Origin of the sequence: Priestia filamentosa, from assembly GCF_900177535.1 — a bacterium.
In the GTDB taxonomy this organism is placed as follows: domain Bacteria; phylum Bacillota; class Bacilli; order Bacillales; family Bacillaceae_H; genus Bacillus_I; species Bacillus_I filamentosa.
This window is the reverse complement of sequence record NZ_FXAJ01000001.1, coordinates 776016-799541: the sequence shown is the minus strand read 5'-3', so window position 1 is coordinate 799541 and position 23526 is coordinate 776016. Positions and strand designations below refer to the sequence as shown.

General features: G+C 37.9%; 23 protein-coding genes. 5 read left to right on the top strand and 18 right to left on the bottom strand.

All coding sequences use genetic code 11. The features are described 5' to 3' along the window. Nucleotides 1-70: 70 nt before the first annotated feature. A complete protein-coding gene (cotE, locus tag B9N79_RS04225) occupies nucleotides 71-613 on the top strand; it encodes an outer spore coat protein CotE (protein ID WP_019391904.1) in 543 nt (180 codons plus the stop codon). A gap of 147 nt (nucleotides 614-760) precedes the next feature. Here cotE and B9N79_RS04220 read toward each other — a convergent pair whose 3' ends face one another. Next, the gene (locus B9N79_RS04220; RefSeq protein ID WP_085117720.1) at nucleotides 761-1636 is read right to left on the bottom strand and encodes a LysR family transcriptional regulator; all 876 of its coding nucleotides are present in this window, start codon (nucleotides 1634-1636) and stop codon (nucleotides 761-763) included. A gap of 151 nt (nucleotides 1637-1787) precedes the next feature. Here B9N79_RS04220 and B9N79_RS04215 point away from each other — a divergent pair, with 151 nt between their 5' ends. Together B9N79_RS04215 and B9N79_RS04210 are read left to right on the top strand one after the other, a co-directional pair. Next, nucleotides 1788-2114 (top strand): GlpM family protein, encoded by a 327-nt coding sequence (locus tag B9N79_RS04215; RefSeq protein WP_019391902.1) that lies wholly within the window; start codon nucleotides 1788-1790, stop codon nucleotides 2112-2114. Between the two features lie 310 nt (nucleotides 2115-2424). Then, a complete protein-coding gene (locus tag B9N79_RS04210; protein WP_372450203.1) occupies nucleotides 2425-2913 on the top strand; it encodes a hypothetical protein in 489 nt (162 codons plus the stop codon). A 101-nt stretch (nucleotides 2914-3014) separates the two neighbouring features. Here the strand turns inward: B9N79_RS04210 and B9N79_RS04205 are convergent, their stop codons facing one another. After that, nucleotides 3015-4520, bottom strand: coding sequence for a DHA2 family efflux MFS transporter permease subunit (locus B9N79_RS04205; protein ID WP_085117716.1), 1506 nt, complete (start codon nucleotides 4518-4520; stop codon nucleotides 3015-3017). Nucleotides 4521-4743: 223 nt separating this feature from the next. On the opposite strand from B9N79_RS04205, the gene B9N79_RS04200 reads away from it, so the two are divergent. Next, nucleotides 4744-5334, top strand: coding sequence for a TetR/AcrR family transcriptional regulator (locus B9N79_RS04200; protein WP_040056622.1), 591 nt, complete (start codon nucleotides 4744-4746; stop codon nucleotides 5332-5334). Nucleotides 5335-5486: 152 nt separating this feature from the next. Here the strand turns inward: B9N79_RS04200 and B9N79_RS04195 are convergent, their stop codons facing one another. The 6 genes from B9N79_RS04195 to B9N79_RS04170 all read right to left on the bottom strand — a co-directional run bounded on the left by B9N79_RS04195 (nucleotide 5487) and on the right by B9N79_RS04170 (nucleotide 10940). Then, complete coding sequence (locus tag B9N79_RS04195) at nucleotides 5487-5816, bottom strand: hypothetical protein (RefSeq protein ID WP_040056623.1); 330 nt, start codon at nucleotides 5814-5816, stop codon at nucleotides 5487-5489. Nucleotides 5817-5960: 144 nt separating this feature from the next. After that, the gene (locus tag B9N79_RS04190) at nucleotides 5961-6770 is read right to left on the bottom strand and encodes a VLRF1 family aeRF1-type release factor (protein WP_040056624.1); all 810 of its coding nucleotides are present in this window, start codon (nucleotides 6768-6770) and stop codon (nucleotides 5961-5963) included. 133 nt (nucleotides 6771-6903) lie between these two features. After that, entirely contained in the window at nucleotides 6904-8337 is a 1434-nt protein-coding gene (locus tag B9N79_RS04185) for a GntP family permease (RefSeq protein WP_040056625.1), read from the bottom strand. Between the two features lie 76 nt (nucleotides 8338-8413). Then, nucleotides 8414-9505 (bottom strand): citrate synthase/methylcitrate synthase, encoded by a 1092-nt coding sequence (locus B9N79_RS04180; RefSeq protein WP_019391895.1) that lies wholly within the window; start codon nucleotides 9503-9505, stop codon nucleotides 8414-8416. Nucleotides 9506-9560: 55 nt separating this feature from the next. Then, complete coding sequence (locus B9N79_RS04175; protein WP_040056626.1) at nucleotides 9561-10238, bottom strand: 3-oxoacid CoA-transferase subunit B; 678 nt, start codon at nucleotides 10236-10238, stop codon at nucleotides 9561-9563. After that, a complete protein-coding gene (locus B9N79_RS04170; protein ID WP_085117714.1) occupies nucleotides 10239-10940 on the bottom strand; it encodes a CoA transferase subunit A in 702 nt (233 codons plus the stop codon). It abuts the gene before it with no gap. 213 nt (nucleotides 10941-11153) lie between these two features. Here B9N79_RS04170 and B9N79_RS04165 point away from each other — a divergent pair, with 213 nt between their 5' ends. After that, on the top strand, nucleotides 11154-12068 hold the full coding sequence (locus tag B9N79_RS04165) for a LysR family transcriptional regulator (RefSeq protein ID WP_040056628.1): 915 nt from the start codon (nucleotides 11154-11156) through the stop codon (nucleotides 12066-12068). 221 nt (nucleotides 12069-12289) lie between these two features. Here B9N79_RS04165 and B9N79_RS04160 read toward each other — a convergent pair whose 3' ends face one another. The 10 genes from B9N79_RS04160 to recA all read right to left on the bottom strand — a co-directional run bounded on the left by B9N79_RS04160 (nucleotide 12290) and on the right by recA (nucleotide 23384). Continuing rightward, a complete protein-coding gene (locus B9N79_RS04160) occupies nucleotides 12290-12514 on the bottom strand; it encodes a hypothetical protein (protein ID WP_019391891.1) in 225 nt (74 codons plus the stop codon). A gap of 165 nt (nucleotides 12515-12679) precedes the next feature. Further along, nucleotides 12680-13879, bottom strand: coding sequence for a NupC/NupG family nucleoside CNT transporter (locus B9N79_RS04155; protein ID WP_019391890.1), 1200 nt, complete (start codon nucleotides 13877-13879; stop codon nucleotides 12680-12682). Nucleotides 13880-14114: 235 nt separating this feature from the next. Beyond that, nucleotides 14115-15518 carry a branched-chain amino acid transporter BcaP gene (bcaP, locus tag B9N79_RS04150; protein WP_019391889.1) on the bottom strand — a complete coding sequence of 468 codons (1404 nt, stop codon included), beginning with the start codon at nucleotides 15516-15518 and terminating at the stop codon, nucleotides 14115-14117. A 283-nt stretch (nucleotides 15519-15801) separates the two neighbouring features. Further along, nucleotides 15802-16230: a YlbF/YmcA family competence regulator gene (locus B9N79_RS04145; protein ID WP_040056629.1), complete on the bottom strand. Its 429-nt coding sequence runs from the start codon at nucleotides 16228-16230 to the stop codon at nucleotides 15802-15804. Between the two features lies 1 nt (nucleotide 16231). Next, the gene (miaB, locus tag B9N79_RS04140) at nucleotides 16232-17776 is read right to left on the bottom strand and encodes a tRNA (N6-isopentenyl adenosine(37)-C2)-methylthiotransferase MiaB (RefSeq protein ID WP_019391887.1); all 1545 of its coding nucleotides are present in this window, start codon (nucleotides 17774-17776) and stop codon (nucleotides 16232-16234) included. A 183-nt stretch (nucleotides 17777-17959) separates the two neighbouring features. Then, nucleotides 17960-18883 carry a dipeptidase gene (locus tag B9N79_RS04135; RefSeq protein ID WP_046217787.1) on the bottom strand — a complete coding sequence of 308 codons (924 nt, stop codon included), beginning with the start codon at nucleotides 18881-18883 and terminating at the stop codon, nucleotides 17960-17962. Between the two features lie 109 nt (nucleotides 18884-18992). Further along, complete coding sequence (gene spoVS / locus B9N79_RS04130; protein ID WP_019391885.1) at nucleotides 18993-19253, bottom strand: stage V sporulation protein SpoVS; 261 nt, start codon at nucleotides 19251-19253, stop codon at nucleotides 18993-18995. Between the two features lie 177 nt (nucleotides 19254-19430). Next, a complete protein-coding gene (locus B9N79_RS04125; protein ID WP_019391884.1) occupies nucleotides 19431-20225 on the bottom strand; it encodes a TIGR00282 family metallophosphoesterase in 795 nt (264 codons plus the stop codon). A 92-nt stretch (nucleotides 20226-20317) separates the two neighbouring features. Next, nucleotides 20318-21877 (bottom strand): ribonuclease Y, encoded by a 1560-nt coding sequence (gene rny, locus B9N79_RS04120; RefSeq protein ID WP_019391883.1) that lies wholly within the window; start codon nucleotides 21875-21877, stop codon nucleotides 20318-20320. A gap of 469 nt (nucleotides 21878-22346) precedes the next feature. Further along, nucleotides 22347-23384, bottom strand: a complete 1038-nt coding sequence (gene recA, locus B9N79_RS04115; RefSeq protein WP_040056631.1) for a recombinase RecA — start codon at nucleotides 23382-23384, stop codon at nucleotides 22347-22349. Between the last annotated feature and the right edge of the window lie 142 nt (nucleotides 23385-23526).

Genomic DNA, 23526 nt, shown 5'->3' with positions numbered 1-23526 from the left:
AAAAGTTAGCAAAAGCGCCTCATACAGAGCATAAGCTAGAATGAAAATAGTTGAGGAGGGTTCGCTGAATATGGCAAACTATAGAGAGATTATTACAAAAGCTGTTACAGGCAAAGGCCGAAAGTTTACGCAGTCATCTCATACGTTAACACCACCGAATAAACCAACAAGTATTCTCGGTTGCTGGGTTATCAACCATCAATATAAAGCGAGAAAACGTGGAAACCTTGTAGAAGTTGATGGAACGTATGATATTAACACATGGTATTCTTATGATGATAATACAAAAACAGAAGTTGTGACAGAGGAAACATCGTATAAAGATACAATTCGTCTTCGCTACCGAGATGCCGAACAAATTAATGATGAAGAGTGCGATGTAATTGTGCGCGTACTTCAGCAGCCAAACTGCCTTGAAGCAACAATCTCACCAAAAGGCCATAAAGTGCTTGTCCAAGTGGAAAGAGAGCTGTTAGCTGAAGTTGTTGGAGAAACAAAGCTCGTTGTTGCCGTGAATCCGGACGGCCTTGAAGATGACGACTTTGATTTAGATGTTGATGATGAAGAGTTTGAAGATTTAGATCCAGATTTCATCCTAGGTGATGAAGAATAAAAGGCAATAAAAGAGCCCGCACATTGCGAGCTCTTTTTTTATTAAGGAAACATTTTTAGCTCCTTAAACAGAAGACATCCGAACAAAGTCGTCCAAAAAGGAAAAATGATGTTTTAGATTATTTACATACAGTCTCTTTGTCTTTCGCTAGTTATTTTTCCTCGTCCATTGATGAATAAAATGAACCATTTTATTTACAGATGGCGTTTGTGCCCCCCTCTTTGTATTCAGTAAAACTCCAATTTGTCTAAAAACCTGGGTTTCTAACGGTTTAATGGCTATATCTGTAGAACACCTTCTTAATAGTAATTTTGGAAGTAAACTGATTCCTAAATTACTACGTACCATTGAAATGATAGTTTCATCTCCCCTAATTTGATAAGCAACATTAGGGTTGATTTGTGCCTTTTTAAATATATTATGTACTTCAAAGAGGGAATCTGAATAAGGAAGAATAAATTCTACAGATTCTATTGCTTCTAGAGAAATGAAGTCCCTTTTCACTAATTCGTGTTGTGCGTTCATAATGACCATAATAGGATCTTCAAATAAAGCTTGAAACTCCCATTTATGATTATGAACCGTACCAATTCCAAAATCGATTTGATCTTCTTCTAACCAGTGATCTAGTTCAGATGCATTACCTTCATAAACTTGAATCTCTATAAATGGATATTGCCTTTTAAATTCCTTCAATATGTTAGGCAACCAGTTTGTAGTGATGCTTGTATAGGCTCCTATACGAATTTTCCCTGTTTCTAATCCATTGATTCCGTTCACCGTTTCTGATAAATTCTTATAGCCTCTCTGAATCTCTCGCATTCCATGTAGTACAGCTAATCCATTTTTAGTAGGTTTAACGCCATTTTTTTGTCTTAACAGTAAAGGAAAACCGTATTCTTCCTCTAAACTATTAATCATTTGACTAATGTTAGGTTGTGTATAGTTCAATTTCTCTGCTGCTTTTGTTAAACTTCCCGTCTCAACGACTGTAATATAAGCAAGATACTTTTTTAGGCTCATTACTCCTTCTCCATATCATAATTTTTTCTTATATTTATTATCACATATATTTAGTTTACTTATATCTCATAAGAAAATAAAATGAAAAACGAACATAATTCAAAACGGACAGATTACTCAATTGACGTATGAATGGTAAGGAGAGAATATAATGGGGTATATTTTACAATTTCTTTTAGGTGGAACAATTATGGTCTGTGCCTCCCTTTTAAGCAAATCCAAATATTTATTTTTGTCAGGGATTATCACATTACTGCCTATCATGACATTAGTTAATATTCATTTACAAATGAAAAATATGAATATCATGAATTTTAGAATCACACAAAAAAATGCCATCTTTGGCTCCTTTGGTGCGGTTATATTAATTAGCGTAATTTTTATCTTAACACATTGGATTAAGCCTACATATGCGGTAATAGGGGCATTTATTATCTACATTTTATACATGCTTGGATGTAAGTATTTTCTCTCCTAGTAGAAGCTACATCCCTACAATTTTTTATCCCTGTTCTATAGACACCTAGAAGTTGTGAAATATAACTTAAAATGTTTAGTGACAAATTCAAGCTTCAGTTGCTTCTATAGTCCTCATCTCTGTTCCGCTCATCGGTTTATTTTTTGATTACTGACCACTTAGTAAGAACATAACGACGAAACACCGAAAAGGCAAAAAAGAAATGACCTGTATAAAATAATCGCAGTCATTTCTTTTTTCCTTAAATACAACTTAATAATTTCCTAAATATGTATTTGTAGTATAATATTTATATTCTATCATTTAGGAAGTGATTTTTTTGTTTATTGCTATCGTTTTAGCTATTCTTTTCTCCGTTCTTTCCTTTATAAATGCGAATAAGCTCATTAGTCTAAAAGATGATGTACCCCTAAAAGGTTTAGCCTTTCAAACGAAGATATTAATGATAACACCCATTGTTGCTCTTATTATTCTTTCCGCTGTAATTTTTAACTTTCACTCTTTATATAGAGAAAGAATTCCTCACGCACTCCTTGTATTGAGTATGTGGATGTTAATGACTAATGCCCTTTTTATTTATAGAAATATAAAAGGTAAAAACTTAAATTTAATGACAACGGTCATATTAGGGGCTATGAGCTTTTTCGCGGCCATCTACCTTACTCCTTTAGATCGCTATGATATATTGTTTAACAGTCATTATTATATAATTCCATCAGCTATTAGTGTAGTATTTATAGCTATTACATATTTAAATTTGATAAGAATCAGAAAAGTATATTTACCAAGGAAAATATAGGTATCATTAAAGGAAGCTCTCCTCATCAAAGGAGAGCTTTTTGCATAATTTTCATTTCTAACTGTGGATCGCCTGGTATTTATCCAGAAAGTCAAATCACCTTAATTTGTGCTTAATTTCTCTGCTACTGCTTTTTCTGAAGGATTATTAGATTCTACTTCAGAGGCCTGTTTCACTTTTTTAATAAAGAAGGACATTAGCAGGCCAATAATACCAATCCCAATAATCACAAGATAAGCGTCATTCACCCCTTGGATAGAAGCTTCTGTAATAAGCTCTTTTTGAGACAAACCTTTTGTAACAAGTGTAGGCATCATATCCTGTAGATGTGACTCTGTACGGGTTGTCATCACTGTTACAAGAAGTGAAGTGCCGACAGCACCGGCAACTTGACGAATTGTATTACTTATTGCTGTTCCATGAGCATTTAATTGTTGTGGAAGCTGATTTAAGCCTGCAGTTTGTATCGGCATCATCATTAAGGCCATTCCAATGCGTCGTCCTGTTGACATGAGAATCAAATAGGTATAACTAGTTGAATCCGTTAAGTTGATAAAACCAAGAGTTGTCACAATAGTTACAATCATGCCAATAATAGCTAACCATTTCGCACCAAAGCGATCGAACAGCTTTCCAGTCACTGGCATAAGGAAGCCCATGACAAGAGCACCTGGAAGAAGAAGAAGACCAGACTCCACAGCTGTGTAACCACGCATATCCTGTAGATATAATGGCAGTAACATCATATCTGCATACATAATCATCGTAACTGCAATATTAATGATAGTTGTTAAGGAGAACATATTGTATTTAAACACACGTAAATCAAGCAATGGATTTTGAGATCTTAATTCTTTCCATGAAAAGAGGAAAAGAGACAAAATTCCGACAGCTATTGTGCTTAGCACTTCTATATGTGACCATCCAAGACTTCCAGCTTGGCTAAATCCATAAAGTAAGGCCCCAAAACCTATCGTAGAAAGGGCAACACTTAAGATATCAAATTTTGTTTTAATTCGATCAGATACATTACGGAGATAAATGAATCCTAATACAATAACAACAAGGGCAAACGGAATCATTCCATAAAACATTGTTTCCCATTTGTAGTTTTCAATAATATATCCGGCAATTGTTGGTCCAATTGCTGGGGCGAAAATAACAGCAAGACCGACCATTCCCATGGCCGCTCCTCTCTTTTCACGAGGGAAGATCGTCAAAATAACATGTGTAAGCAATGGCATAATAATCCCCGCACCTGCTGCTTGAATCATACGTCCAGTTAACAAGACAGAAAATCCTGATGCTACAGCTGAAACAATTGTCCCTGCTAAAAAGATGAACATGGAAGCTTGAAAAAGTTCGCGTGTTGTAAAACGTTGCATTAAGTAGGCAGTAATCGGAATTAAGACACCATTTACTAACATATAACCCGTCGTTAACCACTGAGCTGTTGTAGCTGAAATGTTGAATTCAACCATTAGTTCAGGAGTAGCGACGCTCATGAGTGTTTGGTTTAAGGTAGCAAGAAAAGCACCTAAAACCATAATAAACATAATCGGTCCTTTTTTTATCGAATTGGAAACTGTTTTCGTTTGATTATTCAATCCTATCTTATCCTTTCTCATTTTAAAGTAGACTTTTTTTACAAAGTGTTGAATAATTTACACTGTATAAATTACATTATGAAAAGTAATTATGACAACAGACAATTTTTCAAGAACTGTATATTAGTTATCAGTTCTTTCACTTTGTGTTAATAAACTCAAGAATAATAGACAGAACCTAGCAAAATGTAAATTCCATTTAATAAGAGAAAGGTGATTATTGATGAAAGACCATGCAAAAACCCGGATAGATCCACGAGTTATTCGTACACGTCAATTAATAAAGGATGCTTTAATTGATCTTCTACAAGAGATGGAAGTTCGCAAAATTAGCGTAAATCGACTTGCAGAACGCGCAACAATTAATCGTGTTACGTTTTATCTCCATTACCGTGATATTCAAGATATGTTAGAGAAGATGGCACAGGAAATGGTAGAAGATATTGAGGAAATCATGATGAGCACTGAAAGCTCCCAAGATGACTCTAAAGAAATAGAAGAGTTGAAGCTCCTCGACCTACTAGAGTATATTGCTGACAATGCTAAATTTTATAAAGTTGTTCTTGGTTCTAGACGAACCCCAATTTTTACGGAGCGTTTGTTAAATACCCTTTCAGATATCATCACAAAGCGAACGGAAAGTGCTTCCTTTCTTGCTACGAAAGACATTCCTGTAGATATTGCGATTTGGTACAGTTCTTCAGCTCTAATTGGAACGATTGTAAAATGGTTGCATCGAGATATGCCTTATACACCGCAGTTTCTTGCCAAAAAGTTGTATATGCTTTTTAAATTAAGAATGGAAGAGATTTGATTGAAAGTTGGTGAGGCAACAAGAGCATTAAAAATCAACCATAATATGAATTTAGATATAAAAAAAAGAGTTCGTGCACTTAAGTGCACGAACTCTTTTTCACTGTACTTTGAAACTTCACTTCCCTGCCATTTCAGAAGCAAGGTTTCTCATTATGAAGATTTGTCATGAAGCTTACGCTGACCAGTTTCACTATGTCCTGTTGGCTTAATAATTAAGCAGATAATGAAAGCAATAAGGGCTGCAACACCTAGAGGAATCACAAAGTATAAATAAGTTCCTCCTCCTTGACTTAATGTCTCATTGTTTGAATAAAAGCGAATCGTAATAATAGCGGAGCCTATCAGGCAAACCCCTGGTAAAAGCAAGCGTGAAAAGAACATTTTAAATGGGTTTAGTCGTGCTAGAATATATGAAACACCAATCAAAATAATCCCGCTAACAATTCCTGAAATTAAAAAAGTAAGTGCTGATCCACTCATGGCGCCTCCTCCTTTATCTTTTCGTCGTTTTATCTTTTTTAAAAATCTAGTTAGACAAGTTCTATGGTTATCTATTCCACCATTCCTTCAAAGTGAAACTTTTTAAGGCATAAATAAAAAAGGAGGGAAACTCCCTCCTCCTTTTTAAGACGTTTTTAAAAGCTCTTGAACGACTTTATTTTCTTCTTCATTCAGTAAGTTTTTCTCAATCATCTCATCTATTCTCTTATTCATATTTCCTTCAATTGTTTTTGCAATCTCCTTATCTCCTACAAGAAGAATTGAAGACCATTTATTGTCTGCGGCAATTTTGTCGAGTTTGCTTCCCATGCTCTTCCAAAAGCGCTTCTGATTGGCGGTAACACGCTCTTGAAACTCGTCTTTCTGACTTGCTACATTAGCTCCTCCACCCATGTTTATATCCGCTTTTGAAGGTCCTTCATGTAGGCGCCAATCATCTATATCAAGATCATACTGATAATGTTTAACCCCTTGAACTTTAGAAAGCTTTGTATCAATAATTTTTACTTCTGTTTGCTGAAGCAGCACAATTCCTGTATTTGGGTATGTTTCATAAAGACTCTGAAGCGGCTCTAAGACAGGGTGTTCTTCCCAATAAAAATTTGTTTCAACAGGAATCTGAAGAGACAGAACCTCCCAAATTTCGCTGTCGCATGATGCAAAAATTACAAAACTGCGTGGCATCTTCCGTTCCTGATCTCTTATATATCCTTCTACTTTCCCACGGAGAGCACACACTCTTTTTTGCTCTTCTTCATCACTTCTTTTCATGTACTCTTCTAGTCTTTTAAATCCTGTTTTAAGCGCTATTTTATATTCTCCGCCTTGCTGATCTTGATCGCGCCGATCTGTGTTAATGTACAGCGTGAGGATTTTGTCTGGTGCCTGAGTTTTCACGTGCTCTAGCTTATTAAAAATCTCGTTTAGACTCATCTATCAAAAAACCTCCTTTAATTCAAAACTTAGTATATATATTGCTTTTTTGAGAGAGAGCTAAACGTAAAAAAAGGAAATTTCAGCGTGAGAAAAGTCCTGTTTTTACTCACACTAAATTTCCCTTTTTTGTTTAAACTAGACCTGTTAGCATATAAACCGCAATAATTAAGAACGCAGCAAGTGTTTTAACAATTGTAATCACAAAAATGTCTCCATATGACTGTTTGTGGGTCATTCCTGTTACAGCTAAAAGCGTAATAATTGCTCCGTTGTGTGGAAGAGTATCCATCCCGCCTGATGCCATTGAGATAACTCTGTGCATAACTTCTAAATCAATATTAGCAGCTTGAGCAACTTGATAATATTTCTCCCCCATAACGCCAAGAACAATACTCATCCCACCTGAGGCAGATCCTGTAACCCCTGCTAAAACGTTTGTTGTTACAGCGCTGTTTACAAGCGGATTTGTGAACGCTTGTGAAATGCCGTCACGGATAACTAAAAAGCCCGGAAGAGCAGCAATAACGGCCCCAAATCCATATTCAGAAGCTGTGTTCATTACAGCTAAAAGCGAGCCGCTAATTCCTTCTGTAAGACCTTTTTTCATATTTTGGACAACAGGCGTCCAGTTTAGCGCAATTGTTGCAATAATTCCAAGCGCTAACGCAATTTCTACTGACCAAATACCCGTTACTTTTGATAAATCAACTTCGTTATAAGTAGGAAGTCCAATTTTTGAAAAGTCAAAACCACCGCTATACCATTTAGGAATCATTTCCGTAAAAAACTTGTTCGATACTCCAACAAGGACAAGAGGTACAAAAGCTAAAATCTTCTTTGCCGTTGTAACAGACTCAACGCTTACTTTGCTTTCTTCTTTTGCAAGCTCAGAGGATGCTGCAAGCTGCTCTTCTGTCAGAGACCCTGAATAGCCCTCTCCACGCTTTGCAGCCTGCTTGCGGCGCCATTCAAGATAAAATAGAGTTGTAAACAAAACGAAAGCGGTTCCAATAAAACCCAAAATAGGCGCAGCATAAATATCTGTTTTGAAGAAGGTTGTTGGAATAACGTTTTGAATTTGCGGTGTTCCAGGGAGCGCGTCCATTGTAAATGTAACCGCTCCAAGCGCAATTGCCGCTGGCAGAAGTCGCTTCGGAATATTTGCTTCTCTGAACATGTTGTTTGCAAATGGATAAACAGCAAATACAACTACAAACAAGCTAACGCCGCTGTAAGTAAGAATAGCTCCAAGTAGAACTGTTGCTAAAATGGCTCGCTTTGCTCCCACAAGACTTATAATGGTTTGAGCGATAATGCGCGCAAGCCCTGACATTTCAACTACTTTTCCAAATACGGCTCCAAGTAAGAATACAGGAAAATACTGCTTAATAAAGTCCACCATCTTGACCATAAATACTTCACTAAAAAACGGGAGCACGTAAGTTGGGTTTGTTAAGGCTACTGCTAAAAGAGCAGCAATAGGAGCAAATAAAATAACGCTGTACCCTCTATAAGCCATAAACATGAGCAACCCGAGTGAAAATAGAATGATAATGACATCCATCTCTTTCCCTCCAATACTTTAGAATCTATTATATGAGAGCCGGCAGAGAACGCCTCTGCCGGCTCTTTTCACCCTTTTAAACTGGAACAGGTCCTTTATAAACAGACTGTGGTCGATAAATTCTATTTGATGCCGACTGTTCAAGAATATGTGCTGTCCATCCCACAAATCGGCTTGCTGTAAACGTTGGAGTAAAAAGAGAAGAATGTAGGTCAATGGACTTCATCACGGCTGCTGCAAAGTATTCAACATTTGTATAAATGCCGCGTCCCGGCTTATATTCCTCTAAAAGAGCAATCGTTGTTTTTTCAACTTCGAGCACGAGATCAAACCAGTTATTTTTACTCGCCACGCTTTGAAGAACTGTTTTCAAAGCTTCAGAACGAGGATCTCTTGTTCTATAGACACGGTGACCAAATCCCATAATTTTTTCACCTTTATCTAAGCGTGCTCTCACCCATGGTTCAATTTCTTCTTTGCTTGAAATTTCGTCAAGCATTGAAATAACGCCAGAAGGAGCTCCGCCATGAAGCGGTCCTTTCATTGCACCAATAGCGGCGCAAAGAGCTGAAACCATATCAGACTCTGTTGATGTAACAACCCGACTTGAGAACGTTGAGGCATTCATCCCATGCTCAATTGTAAGGATAAAGTAAGCGCTCAATGCTTTAACAAGGTCCTCGCGCGGCTTTTCTCCTTTAATCATATAAAGGTAGTTCGCTACATGATCAAGTTCGCTGTTCGGATTGATGATTGATAAGTTATTTTGCTTGCGATACCAGTATGCAATAATTGTTGGCGTAATGGCCGTTAGCTTCATCGCCTGATCAATTTTTGGAGGCCACGCATAGTCTTTTGTGCCGAGCGCTGAAATACACGTTCTTAGCACGCTCATAATCTCCGTTTCTTTTGGCAATACTCGTAAAATATTTAAAACGTAATCTGGAATACTTCGATTCTCTTTTAACGATTTTTTAAATTCGTTCAACTCTTTTTCATTTGGAAGTGCGTCATTCCAAACAAGGTAAGCTACCTCTTCAAATGAGTAGTTTACAGCTAAATCCTTAGCCATATAGCCTCTGTAGATCAGTTTTCCATTTTCTCCATCAACATGACCAACATACGTTTCAGCTGCTACTACGCCTTCTAACCCCTTTGAATAACTCATGCTTTCATCCCCCTTATATATCAACAAAAGAACTTCCCCTTAAAATTCTCTTGCTTTAATAAGCATCAAGTTTTACATCATCACTAACTGTTAAGCGGCCTTCTGTGGAATTCACAACCTCTTCAACTGTGTAGCCTTTTGCTACTTCAACAAGTAAAAGCCCAGAGTCTACAACATCAATAACGGCTCTTTCTGTGATAATACGATCTACAACGCCTTCCCCCGTTAGCGGTAGTTCACATTGAGACAAAATTTTTGATTCGCCGGCTTTATTGACGTGATCCATAATGACAATTGTTTTACGGGCACCGTGCACAAGATCCATTGCACCTCCCATACCTTTAATCATTTTTCCTGGAATCATCCAGTTGGCAAGATCTCCTTTTTCAGATACTTCCATACCTCCTAGAATCGCTACGTCAATATGACCACCGCGAATCATAGCAAACGATTCAGCGCTGTTAAAATAAGAGGAACCTGGTATAGCTGTAACCGTTTCTTTACCAGCATTAATTAAATCTGCGTCAACTTCTTCTTCTAAAGGATATGGCCCAATACCTAAAAGGCCATTTTCAGACTGAAGCACAACCTGTTTGTTATCGCTAATATAATTTGCTACGAGCGTTGGCATACCAATTCCAAGGTTTACGTAAGAGCCATCTGCAATTTCTTTTTCAGCGCGTCTCGCAATCTTCTCACGGACTGCTTTTTTATCTTGAATTCCTTTGCTCATTTAGTTCACCCCCGCTTCTCGTTTTGTTAAGCGTTCAATCCGTTTTTCTTGCTTACCTTGGATAAGTCCTTGAACATATATGCTCGGTGTATGAATAAAGTTTGGATTTAAAGAGCCCACTTCACTTAATTTCTCAACTTCAGCAATGGTAACTTTTCCCGCTGCTGCCATTATGGGACTAAAGTTTTGAGCTGTTTTGTTATACACAAGATTTCCCCACTTGTCTCCTTGCTCTGCTCTGACTAAAGTAAAATCTGCCGTGAGTGCTTTTTCAAGCACGTACTTTTTGCCGTTAAACTCACGTATTTCTTTTCCTTCTGCAATTGGGGTACCAACGCCAGCTGGTGTGAAGAAAGCTGGAATACCCGCCCCACCTGCCCGAATCTTTTCAGCAAGCGTTCCTTGCGGCGTTAACTCCACTTCAAGCTCTCCTTGAAGTACTTGCCGCTCAAATTCTTTGTTTTCTCCAACATATGAACTAATCATCTTTTTAATTTGTTTATTTTTTAAAAGAATTCCAAGACCATAGTCATCAACACCACAGTTATTTGAAATCACTGTCAAATCTTTTGCTCCTGTTTCAGCAAGAGCTAATATTAGATTTTCAGGAATACCACATAATCCAAATCCGCCCACCATCAGAGTATCTCCATCTTTGATGTCAGAAACGGCTTCTATAAAGGATGAGTAAATCGTTTTCATCGCCATCGTTCCTTTCTATAATCTTTTCATATTCAGCGTTTTGGTAGCGCATACATATTTATTTTTTATGGCAGAGAACTCTCAATTTCTTCTTTCTCCAACGTAGGAAATTTTACCTTTCCTTATGTAAGAGTTTACAATTTTCCGATTAATAAGTAAAATAAATAAATGGAATGAATAGTATGAAAATAAAGAATAGAAAGGATGATGGCCGTGGATATCCGCCAGCTGGAGTATTTTGTAGCGGTTGCTGAGCAGGAAAGTTTCACAAAAGCTGCTGCAAACGTACACCTTTCACAGCCTGCTTTAAGTAAAATTGTTAAAAACCTTGAAGAAGAGCTCAAAGTCGAGCTTTTTGATCGCTCGACCCGCAAGCTTAAACTTACAGATGCAGGAGAAATTGTCTATCAAGAAGCGCTCAAACTAACAGCTTCCCTCACAGATTTAACGCTTCGTCTTGATAACCTCATGAATTCCCCAACAGGTACAATCCGCATCGGTATTCCTCCTTTGATTGGCACTCTGTTCTTTCCATCAATCGCAAGGAGCTTTCATAACCAATATCCGAAGATTTCACTTGAACTTGTCGAATTTGGGGCAAAAAAACTTGTCGAATTTGTAGAAGAAGAGAAAGTGGATATTGCCATCATTGTACTGCCTGTAAACAATCCAAAATTTGAAATTTATCCTTTTATCCAAGAAGAGTTTGCTTTCTTTTGTGCTAAAACGCACAAATTCGCTAATAGAACATCCCTCTCTTTAAAAGAGCTATCAGAAGAAAAATTTATTTTGTTCAGCAAACAGTTTACGCTTCATGATCGCATCATATGGGAATGTGTGAATGCAGGTTTTACACCAAGTGTTCCATATGAAAGCTCACAGTGGGATTTAATTAGCGAACTTGTAGCAGAAGAGTTTGGAATTGCCATTCTTCCGCAGTCTATCTACAGTAAGATGAATCATGACAAAATCACGATGGTTCCACTTGTTAACCCCACTCCACTATGGGAACTTGGTTTTGCTGTCAAAAAGAACAGCTACATTTCGTTTGCTAATCGAAAACTCATTGATTTTCTTGTAAGTTATTCTGAAGATCATAAACTTATCAAAAAAAATCAGCCCACATAATGCTAACAGGTTCTATTGAAATAAAGAAAACAATTAATAAAGTTAGAGGAGGCATTTGGAGAGGAATTAACAGAGTTACATTAACCATTATAATATGTTTAAAACCAGCCTTAATTTAATTACTCATGTTCCTCTTTTTCTCTTAAAAATTTACAAATTTTCATTAATAATCTAAATTACGAAATAAACAAAAACAAGTCCCTCTATAGAAGGACTTGTCTTTAATATAATGGTTGTTGGTTCTGACAAGGTGGAAATCCATTTATATCCTGAATCATATAAAAATCATATTGCTTTAAGGCAAATTGCGCTTGATATAAATATTCAATTACAAGAAGTTTTCTTCCAGATGTACCACACAAAACACCTGAAGTCCCTTGCCCATTTGTTAATGAAATCCCAACAGGCTGACCAATTAAATACCTAATTTTTTGTTGCCATGGCATCCTCATCACTCCTTCAAATACATCGTATTGCATTAGAAAAAATGGGTGCCTGTATTATCTAAAATGGGTGAACGAAAAAAGCTAGCCGTTCAAACTAAAAATACATAAAAAAGCAGTGGCGTAAATTCACGCCACTGCTTCTATTACTGTCAGTTTTTCTGGTTTTTAATGTACAAATAAACCAACAACCATTGCTGTAAGACAAGAAACAAGAATACCTGCTAAAAGTAAACGCCATGTATATTTCGCAACATATGATGATTTTTCAGAACCAAATAAAGCTTGTACGCTTCCTAGAATGATTCCGATTGTTGAGAAGTTACAGAATGACACAAGGAACGTTGAAATAACAGCTTGCGAATGCGGTTTTAATGTACCTAATACTTCTTTTAAGTTTGTCATTGCTACAAATTCGTTTGTTGCTAGTTTCTCTCCCATAAAGCGAGCGATTTTCAACGCTTCCGTCCATTCTACTCCCATTAAGAAAGCAAGTGGAGCAAAGATAAGTGAGAATAAATATTCAAGTGTAAGACTATCATTGAAAATACCTAAAATTCCGTTGATGCAGGCAATAAGAGCTGTAAAACCAACGAGCATTGCTGCGATGATTAATGCCATCTTTCCACCTGTTAGCATACTAGTTGAGATCACATCAAAGAAGTTTTTACGTTCTGCTTTTGAAGGCTTGTACACAACGTCTTCTTCTTTTGAAACCGTATACGGTACAATTAGGGATGACATGATAAGAGCACCAAGCGCGTTAAGCGGGATTGCAGTTAATACATATTTCGGATCAAGAAGCGTCATGTACGCTCCAAGAACACTTGCACTAACACAAGACATTCCCATCATACACATAGATAGGAGACGCTTGTCACTCATTTTGCTAATTTGGTCACGTGTAACAGCAAGCGCTTCATTGTTGCCCAAGAACATAACTTGTGCAGCGAAAAAGCTTTCAAAACGAGGCGTTCCTGTTAGCTTGGATAAAATCCAACCAATAACATTAATAAGAAGCGGCATAATTCCGAAATACGTTAGAATATCGAAAAATGCAACAATAAAGATAATAGGAAGCAATACACCAATAAAGAACATTGTTCCTGAACCATCTTGTGGCACAAGGTCAGGGACGATGAAAGCTACGCCTTCTAGAGCGGAGTCAATAAGGAAAACGAAGAAAGCTGCGACTCCTTTAATGATTGTTCCTCCAATTGTTGTTGTAAGCATAAGCCATGTTACGATGAACTGTAGTACAACCATAACGGCAATTGGCCATAATTTAATCTTTTTACGATCAAGGGAACTAATGTAAGCAAGTGCAAGTACAACTAGAATTCCAATGATGTTAATAAGAACATACATGTTTTTCACTCCTACCTATTTCCTAACGCTGAGACGCGCTATATTTCACATACCCTCTAATAGTAACTAATATCGATTAATTTCGCCATACTAAATTCGGGATATTTCAACTTTTTTCTCTTAATTAGTCTTAATTAGCTATTCTTATTCTTTCGTTCTTTCTTAATATGTTTTTTATTCCCTTTTTTATGAATAAAAAAAGAAGAGGAAACGCTCTCCTCTTCTTTTTTGTGTCTTATTTTTCATTTAATTTTGAGTTACGGCGTGAATATGCAAAGTAAATGACAACTCCGATTACAAGCCAGATTAAGAAACGAATGAATGTTTGAGATCCAAGCTGAGAGATTAAGAATCCGCAGAATAGGATAGCTAAAATTGGAACTAAAGGAACAGCTGGGCAGCGGAATCCTCTTGGCATATCTGGACGTGTTTTACGTAACACAAGAACAGCGATAGAAATTAGGATAAAGGCTGCTAACGTTCCGATATTTACAAGTTTCGCAAGCTCATCAAGTGGAATAAGAGCACCAACTAAAGCTGCGACTGTTCCAAAGAACCAAGTTCCGAAAAATGGTGTTTTATATTTCGGGTGAACTTTAGATAATTTGGCTGGCATAAGACCATCTCTTGACATTGAAAACATAACGCGAGTTTGACCATAAAGCATAACAAGCATAACCGTTGTCATTCCAAGAACAGCTCCAACGTCGATAATTCCTGCTACCCAGTTTTGTCCTGACATTTGCAGTACAAGTGAGATAGGATGATCAATTGCGCCTTCAAATCTCATAAACGGTACAACACCTGTCATAATTGCTGTTACGATAACGTAAAGGATTGTACAAACGAAAAGTGACGCCATAATGCCTCGCGGTAAGTTTTTCTTTGGGTTCTTTGTTTCTTCTGCTGCAGATGCTACAGCATCAAATCCAATAAAGGCAAAGAAAACAAGTGCTGCTGCTTGGAAAATACCGCTAAAACCAAATGGCGCAAAAGGTGCCCAGTTTGATGGCTTTACATAGAAGCAAGCAACTGCAATAAATAAGACAACAACTAACACTTTCAGAATTACCATAATGTTGTTAACACGTTTTGATTCTTTTACCCCAAGTGAAATTAACAAAGTAATGGCCATAATGATAATAAAAGCAGGAAGATTAAAAAATGTTGTTGCTCCTTCAACAGAGCCAGGTGCTGCTGTTAAAGCAGTCGGTAAATTAATCCCAATTCCACTTAAAAACGATTGAAAGTAGCCTGACCAACCTACAGAAACGGCACTAACCGCAAGCAAATATTCCAAAATTAAATCCCAACCGATAATAAAGGCTAAAAATTCGCCTAATGTTGCATAAGTGTATGTGTATACAGACCCGGATACAGGCACTGTTGATGCAAATTCTGCATATGCTAAAGCAGCAAACAAACATGCAAGTCCCGCAATAACGAACGAAAGCATAAGTCCTGGTCCTGCTGTAAGAGCTCCTGTTCCTGTTAAAACAAAAATTCCGGTTCCAATAATGGCTCCAATTCCAAGCATCGTAAGGTCAAATGCGCCAAGCTCACGCTTTAATCCTTTTCCACTACTCGATGTAGCAATCATCTCTTCTATGTTCTTTTTTCTTGCTAAACCATTGCTCATCTTTTTTTCCCCCTTCTGTTCTCTCTAAATGATGAATTCTAATTATTCTTTATTTTCTGTAAATTCTGACTCCTTTCATTCCACCTATCCATTTGGATAGGTCTGAGTAGATTTTAAAATATTTTTCGGGAAAAGTCTATAATTTTCTGAAAAATACTTTTTAAGATTATCTCTTTTTTTTACATCTATTTCTCTATTTTTGTAAGGTACTCTTACACATTTTTTGATTCTTTTTGACAAAAACAAAGGACTCAAGACCTATAAAGGCTTGAGTCCTTCTATTTTAATGACACGTTCCTTTTGAAGATTTCACTTGTGAACCTGTTTCACCGCTCAGTAAATTGCCGTCTGTAGAAATAATGATTTCGTCTGTTACCTTTTTAGAAATCGTTGTCGCAACAAGTTGAAGAAGATCATTTACATCTCCTTGAGAATCTTTAAACTGCTGAATGATCGGCAAGTTATCAAGTTCTTCTTGAAGTGCATCAATTTTAGCTTCTGTTTTGCGCAATGCTTCTGTTTTTCCGTAATGTTGGAAATTCACAGCCTGCTTTTGAAGCTGCTTAATTTCGTTAATGGTAAGACGAACTTTCTCATTTTCATTGAGTTTTGCTTCCGCTCGCTTGAAAAAATCTACTTCTTCCGTTTCAGAAATCATTCCAGCAAGCTCGCGCGCACGCAAAAGAATGTCTTCTTTTGAATACTTTTTCATCTTATTTCACCTCAACAATCTCCTCTGCCATCACACCGTCAAGAGACCAAGTTTTCGCTTTTGTAATTTCTACTTTTACAATGCTGCCAATCGCTGATTTTGGTCCTTTAAAGTTAACAAGCTTACTTTTCTCTGTGTAACCAGCCAGAATTTCAGGGTTATTTTTACTTTCCCCTTCTACTAATACTTCGACAACCTTGCCTTCATATTCCTTCATTTTCGCTGCAGAAGTTTCATTTACAAGCGCATTTAGACGCTGCAAACGCTCCTTTTTCACACGCATTGGTACGTTATCTTTCATTTTTGCTGCTGGCGTACCTTCACGTGGTGAATAGATAAATGTATAAGCACTATCAAAGCCTACTTCACGATAAAGAGACATTGTTTCTTCAAACTGCTCGTCTGTTTCATTTGGGAAGCCAACGATAATGTCTGTTGTAAGCGATGCATTTGGCATTGCTTCTTTAATTTTGCGAACAAGATCCAAATAGCGCTCGCGGTCGTATTTACGTGCCATTAGTTTCAATACTGCACTGCTTCCAGACTGTACAGGAAGGTGAATATGATCTAGAAGGTTACCGCCTTTAGCAAGTACTTCAATTAAATAATCATCAAAGTCACGAGGATGACTTGTTGTAAAACGAATACGTGGAATATCAATTTTGCGAAGCTCATCCATTAAGTGTCCTAAGCCATATTCCATATCTTCAAAGTCTTTTCCATACGCATTTACATTTTGACCAAGAAGCGTAATTTCTTTATATCCTTGAGCTGCTAACTGACGTACTTCTGCAATAATTTCTTCTGGACGACGACTGCGCTCTTTTCCTCGCGTATATGGCACAATACAGTACGTACAGAACTTATCACAGCCGTACATGATGTTTACCCAGCCTTTAATTTGGCCTTTACGTACGCGCGGAAGGTTTTCAATTACATCTCCTTCTTTTGACCATACTTCAACAACCATTGCTTTTGACATATATGCCTCTTTTAAAAGTTGTGGAAGGCGGTGAATGTTGTGCGTTCCGAAAATAAGGTCCATATGTGGGAACGTTTTTAGAATTTTATTTACAACAGATTCTTCTTGTGACATACAGCCACAAACGCCAAGAATAAGGTCTGGATTTTGGCGTTTCAGATGCTTCAAATGACCGATTTCACCGAACACTTTGTTTTCTGCGTTTTCACGAATCGCACAGGTGTTTAGTAAAATAACGTCTGCATCTCCTTGTTCTTCTGTCGGCTCATAACCTAAAGCCATGAAAATCCCAGCCATCACTTCTGTATCATGTTCGTTCATTTGACAGCCGTACGTGCGGATATAAAATTTACGTCCCTCACCCATGCCTCTAAATTCTTCTTCAATTTTAAAGTCATTCTCATATTTAATTTCTTCTTTTCCGCGTTTTTTTGCATCTTTTAAAGATGGCGGAGCATAAACAGATTCAAAGTATTTTGCAAAGTCTGCCGACGTTTTTTCCTTTACGGATTTTTTGTCCGCTGGCGTCGCTTGTTTTCCTTCAAGACGTTGTTGTTCGTTCATAAGTATTCTCCTTTCAAGATAAAGCACGCATCCCTTATAGACACGCGAAAAAGAGAGGCTTCCCTCTCTTTTAAGAAACATGAAAAAGTGGTTAAATTCCTAACATGCTATTAAAAAAGATACCATATTTCATAGGTGTTTACAAAATTTCTTTCTTAGAAAAGGCAATTTCCGTTCTCTTAATTAATATGGAAGATGATCGAAGAAATTTTGATATAAAAAGCGATGAACATGTTCTTCTTTATAATAACGCAAAAGCGTGTTTGCAAGATGATCATACTTTCCTGCTCTGTCGAGGCCTTCTACCGTTTCATCAATACCGTCAAAGTCAGAACCAAATCCTACATTTCGTTCTCCTCCTAAACTGCACACATAATCAAGATGACGAAGCACATCGCTTACTGTTGCCCTTCCTCCCTGACGCAAAAAATCGGGCACAAAAGTGATGCCAATCATGCTGTTTTTTGAAATAAGCGCTCTAATTTGACTATCATCTAAATTTCGCGGATGTCTACAAAGCGAATAGGCATTAGAATGAGAAGCAATTGGATATGAAGAAAGCCCCATCACGTCCCAAAATCCTTTTTTAGAAAGATGTGATACGTCTGTCCATACTTTATTTTCGTCAAGAAGATTCACAATACGGCGACCAAATGATGATAAGCCTGCTCCACGCTCTTCTAGAATGCCGTCTGCAACGGCATTTGAATGGTTCCACGTTAATCCAACAGAGGAAACGCCGAGCCGCAGCAATGTTTTCAGATGTGTTTCTTCTACTCCAATTGCATCACATCCTTCAAGCGTTAGCATTGCTCCTATTTCACCTTCTTTTAAAGCTTCAATATCCCTCTTGTTTCGCACATGCTTCATCTTTTCATGAGACAAAACTCGCTCATGAAAGATTTCGACCATCTTAAGGGCTACTGTGAAGCGATCAGAAGGCGCAACCCGCTCAGGAATGTAAATCGCAAAAAGCTGCACTTTTACTCCACCTTGCCACAGATCTTTTACTGTAACGTGCAGACTTTTTTTATCTTGGAAAAAAGAAATTCTTTCGTCGCTCCATAGTTTTAATAAAGCATCGCAATGTGCGTCAAAAACGAGCATCCTATCACTTCCTTTTTCAACTAGAATAACCTGTTGAATATTCAACAGGTTATTTTATATTCCATTATCTATGTTATGGAATGAACGTTTATGAAAAAAATCCATTGTTTTAGCGAGGTTCCACAATAAGCTTAATGGCTGTCCGTTCTTCGCCATCGATTTGAATGTCAGTGAATGCCGGAATACAGATGAGATCAACGCCACTTGGTGCTACAAATCCTCTCGCAATCGCCACGGCTTTTACAGCTTGATTGAGCGCTCCTGCACCGATTGCTTGAATCTCGGCTCCGCCTCGTTCACGCAAAACGCCAGCAAGTGCTCCTGCCACTGAGTTTGGATTTGATTTTGCTGATACTTTTAAGATTTCCATCTTTGAATCCTCCTCATCTTTTACAGTGTATATTGAAGGTTTAGTAGAAAAACTTTAATTTCATTGATACTATATTCACGGTAGCGCATACATATTCCTGCCTGTTTCTTTATTTTTTCTAAAAATTTCGAAAACAAATAATGCAAAAAAAGTCACAGAAACTCTGCGACTCTTCTTTTATACGAAAAATGGATGATCGTCGTTAATTAAAATGCGCTCAATTTTTTTCGCTTTGCCTGTTTTATCTTCAATATCAATTAGAACGGCACTAAGCTGTTTGCGACCTTCCTCTACTTCAAAGCGAACTGGTAAAGCTGTTTGAAAACGGCGTAGAACAGCTTCACGGCTCATTCCTAAAATTCCGTCATACGGACCTGTCATTCCAACATCTGAAATATAAGCCGTTCCTTTTGGAAGAACACGGTTATCTGCTGTTTGAACATGTGTGTGTGTGCCCACAACAGCTGAAACACGGCCATCTACGTACCAACCAAGCGCTTGTTTTTCACTTGTTGCTTCTCCATGAAAATCAACAAAAATAAGAGACGTACGCTTGCGGGCTTCTTCGATAAGTTCATCGATTTTTTTAAATGGACAATCAATTGGAGGTAAGAACGCGCGACCTTGCAAGTTAATAACTGCGACTTCTGTATTTCGATATGGATAAAAAACAAGCCCTTTTCCTGGCGTTCCTTCTGGAAAGTTTGCAGGACGAACAAGCTGTTTTGCGTTGTCAATGAAATCAAAAATCTCGCGCTTATCCCATGCATGGTTTCCTAGTGTAACAACGTGTGCTCCACTATTTAGAAAGCCTCGGTAAATTTTCTCTGTAATTCCTTTACCATGTGCGGCATTTTCTCCGTTTACAATAATCATATTTGGAGAAAACTTTTGCTTTAAACGTGGCAAATAGTCTTCTATCATTTCTCTTCCTGGAGAGCCTACAACATCTCCGACAAATAAAATCTTCATAATTAAATCCCTTCTACGTTCAAATTCTCGTTTTAAGCTGATAGAAATAAGATAGTCTCGGAAACGATGTTTCCGAGACTATTTGGCGTTATTTATTTTGCATATTCAACGGCTCTTGTTTCACGAATAACCGTGACTTTAATGTGGCCAGGGTAATCGAGCTCCTCTTCAATTCGCTTGCGAATATCTCGAGCTAAACGATGCGCCTGAAGGTCATCAATCGTATCTGGTTTCACCATAATTCGAACTTCACGACCTGCTTGAATTGCAAATGATTTTTCGACGCCTTCATAACCTTCTGAAATCTCTTCAAGTCTTTCTAAGCGACGAATATAGTTTTCAAGCGTTTCACTTCTTGCTCCAGGGCGTGCAGCCGAAAGCGCATCAGCAGCTGCTACAAGCACAGCGATAATTGATGTTGGTTCAGCGTCACCGTGGTGAGAAGCGATGGCATTAATGACGACAGGGTGCTCTTTATATTTTGTTGCGAGCTCAACCCCAATCTCAACGTGGCTTCCTTCTACTTCATGATCAATCGCTTTTCCAATATCATGAAGCAGCCCTGCCCGGCGTGCAAGAACGGCATCTTCCCCAAGCTCTGCTGCCATAAGGCCTGCTAGGAAAGCCACTTCCATTGAGTGTTTTAAGACGTTTTGACCATAGCTTGTACGGAACTTCAAGCGTCCTAAAATTTTAATTAAATCTGGATGGAGTCCGTGAACACCAACTTCAAATGTTGTTTGTTCTCCAACTTCTCGAATGTACTCATCAACCTCACGACGAGATTTTTCGACCATTTCCTCAATACGAGCTGGATGGATACGTCCATCTTGAACAAGTTTATCAAGTGCAATTCTTGCTGTTTCACGACGAATAGGATCAAAACCTGATAAAATGACTGCTTCTGGTGTATCATCAATAATAAGATCAATACCTGTTAATGTTTCTAGTGTTCGAATGTTTCGGCCTTCACGTCCGATAATTCGTCCTTTCATTTCATCGTTTGGCAAGTTAACAACTGATACTGTTGTTTCAGCAACGTGGTCTGCTGCACATCTTTGGAGAGCAAGCGACAGGATTTCTTTTGCTTTCTTGTCCGCTTCTTCTTTTGCTCGATGTTCACTTTCTTTAATCATCACGGCCGCATCATGTGAGAGTTCATTCTCTACGCGGTCAAGAATAATTTGCTTCGCTTCTTCACGCGTTAAGCTTGAAATTCGTTCAAGCTCTGTTTGGTGAGCAGCTAGCATTTCTTCCGCTTTGCTTTCCATTTCTTCTATTTGTTGTTGTCTCTGTGTAAGAGAATGTTCTTTCCCTTCAAGTGCCGTTTCACGCTTGTCTAGCGTCTCGTCTTTTCGGTCAAGGTTCTCTTCTTTTTGCATTAAGCGATTATCTTGTTTTTGAAGCTCTGTTCGGCGAGTTCGAATTTCTTGCTCAGCTTCTGTACGAAGCTTGTGAATTTCGTCTTTCGCTTCTAGCAATGCTTCTTTTTTCAAGGATTCTGCTTCGCGTTTTCCTTCGTCCACAATCTGTTCCGCAGCACTTTTCGCGCCTGCGATCTTCGCCTCTGCAATAGATCTGCGAATAAAATACCCAACAACAATACCGACGATTAAGGTAAGCAAAGCGGAGATGATTGTAATAGTTTCCATCCTTTTCACCTCCTCTTGCTATAAATAAATTGTCTTGTCGGCATGTACATTTTTCATGTTTCCATATACATACAAAGGCCTGTAAAAAAAGCCGTCGCTATAAAAAAAGCGACCCGAGTTTTGAGTCTTATATCAAAGCGAGCCGAACGGTAAGCAAAGCTTTTGACTCATGTTAACACATGCTGATTGAGCACGTGTCCGTTCTCCTATTCCATTGTAACATCAATTCGCTTTTTTACATAGCAACTGATTCATTACATTAATATAAGATATACATATTAATTGTAAAGGTGGCAAAATTTATTGTCAAGCCTTCCAATTTGTTCAAATTCTTTTCTTTGAAAGGATGAGAGTAATTTTCCACCTAGTTCCATTTTCTCCATTACTCTCTCTTTTTATGCTTAAAAGCTTTTCTACTCTATGTATATCAATATTTTATTATAAAAAAAAGGCTGAAAAAATCAGCCTTTTATTCTGGAACTTCTACTCTTTCTTGTTCTTCTGCCTGTTGGGCCATTTCTTCATCTAAACCATGGTGAAGACGAATTTGGCTACGAATCTCAGCAGCAATCTCTTTATTTTCTTTCAAGAACTGTTTCGCATTCTCGCGACCTTGTCCAAGACGTTCTTCGTTGTAAGAGTACCAAGCACCGCTTTTTTGAACGATATCAAGTTCAGAACCGATATCTAAAAGTTCGCCTTCTCTAGACACACCTTCTCCATACATAATATCTACTTCAGCTGTACGGAATGGTGGTGCTACTTTATTTTTTACAACTTTAACTCTTGTTTTGTTTCCGACAACGTCGTTACCTTGCTTAAGCTGTTCTGCACGACGAATTTCAAGACGAACAGAAGAATAGAATTTAAGCGCGCGTCCACCAGGAGTTGTTTCTGGGTTACCGAACATTACGCCCACTTTTTCACGAATTTGGTTGATGAACAAAGCAATTGTGTTAGACTTGTTGATTGCACCTGAAAGCTTACGAAGAGCTTGTGACATAAGACGAGCTTGTAAACCAACGTGTGAGTCACCCATTTCCCCTTCAATCTCTGCTTTTGGTACAAGAGCTGCAACAGAGTCGACAACAACAATATCCACAGCACCGCTTCGTACAAGAGCTTCTGCGATTTCTAACGCTTGCTCACCTGTATCTGGCTGTGATAAAAGAAGTTCATCTACTTTTACACCTAGGTTTCTTGCATAAACTGGATCAAGAGCATGCTCTGCATCGATGAAAGCAGCTTGTCCACCTTCCGCTTGTACTTCTGCAATTGCATGTAGAGCAAACGTTGTTTTACCAGAGCTTTCTGGGCCATATACTTCTACAATACGTCCGCGTGGATATCCACCTATTCCAAGCGCCACATCCAGTGCAAGTGAACCACTTGGAACGCTGGAAATCTTACGTTCAGTGTCTTCTCCTAATTTCATAATAGAACCTTTACCAAACTGTTTCTCAATTTGCTTTAAAGCCATATCTAACGCAGCTTGACGATCGCTCAATTGATTTCCTCCTTTAGCGCTTTGAAAGCACAATGTATTAAAACTATTGCTAGTATAATAGTCTGTTTTAAAAAGCGAGTATCTCCTCTCCCACACTTTATTTTTCGGTGGGAGCTTCTATTACTACTATACATCTTTTTAA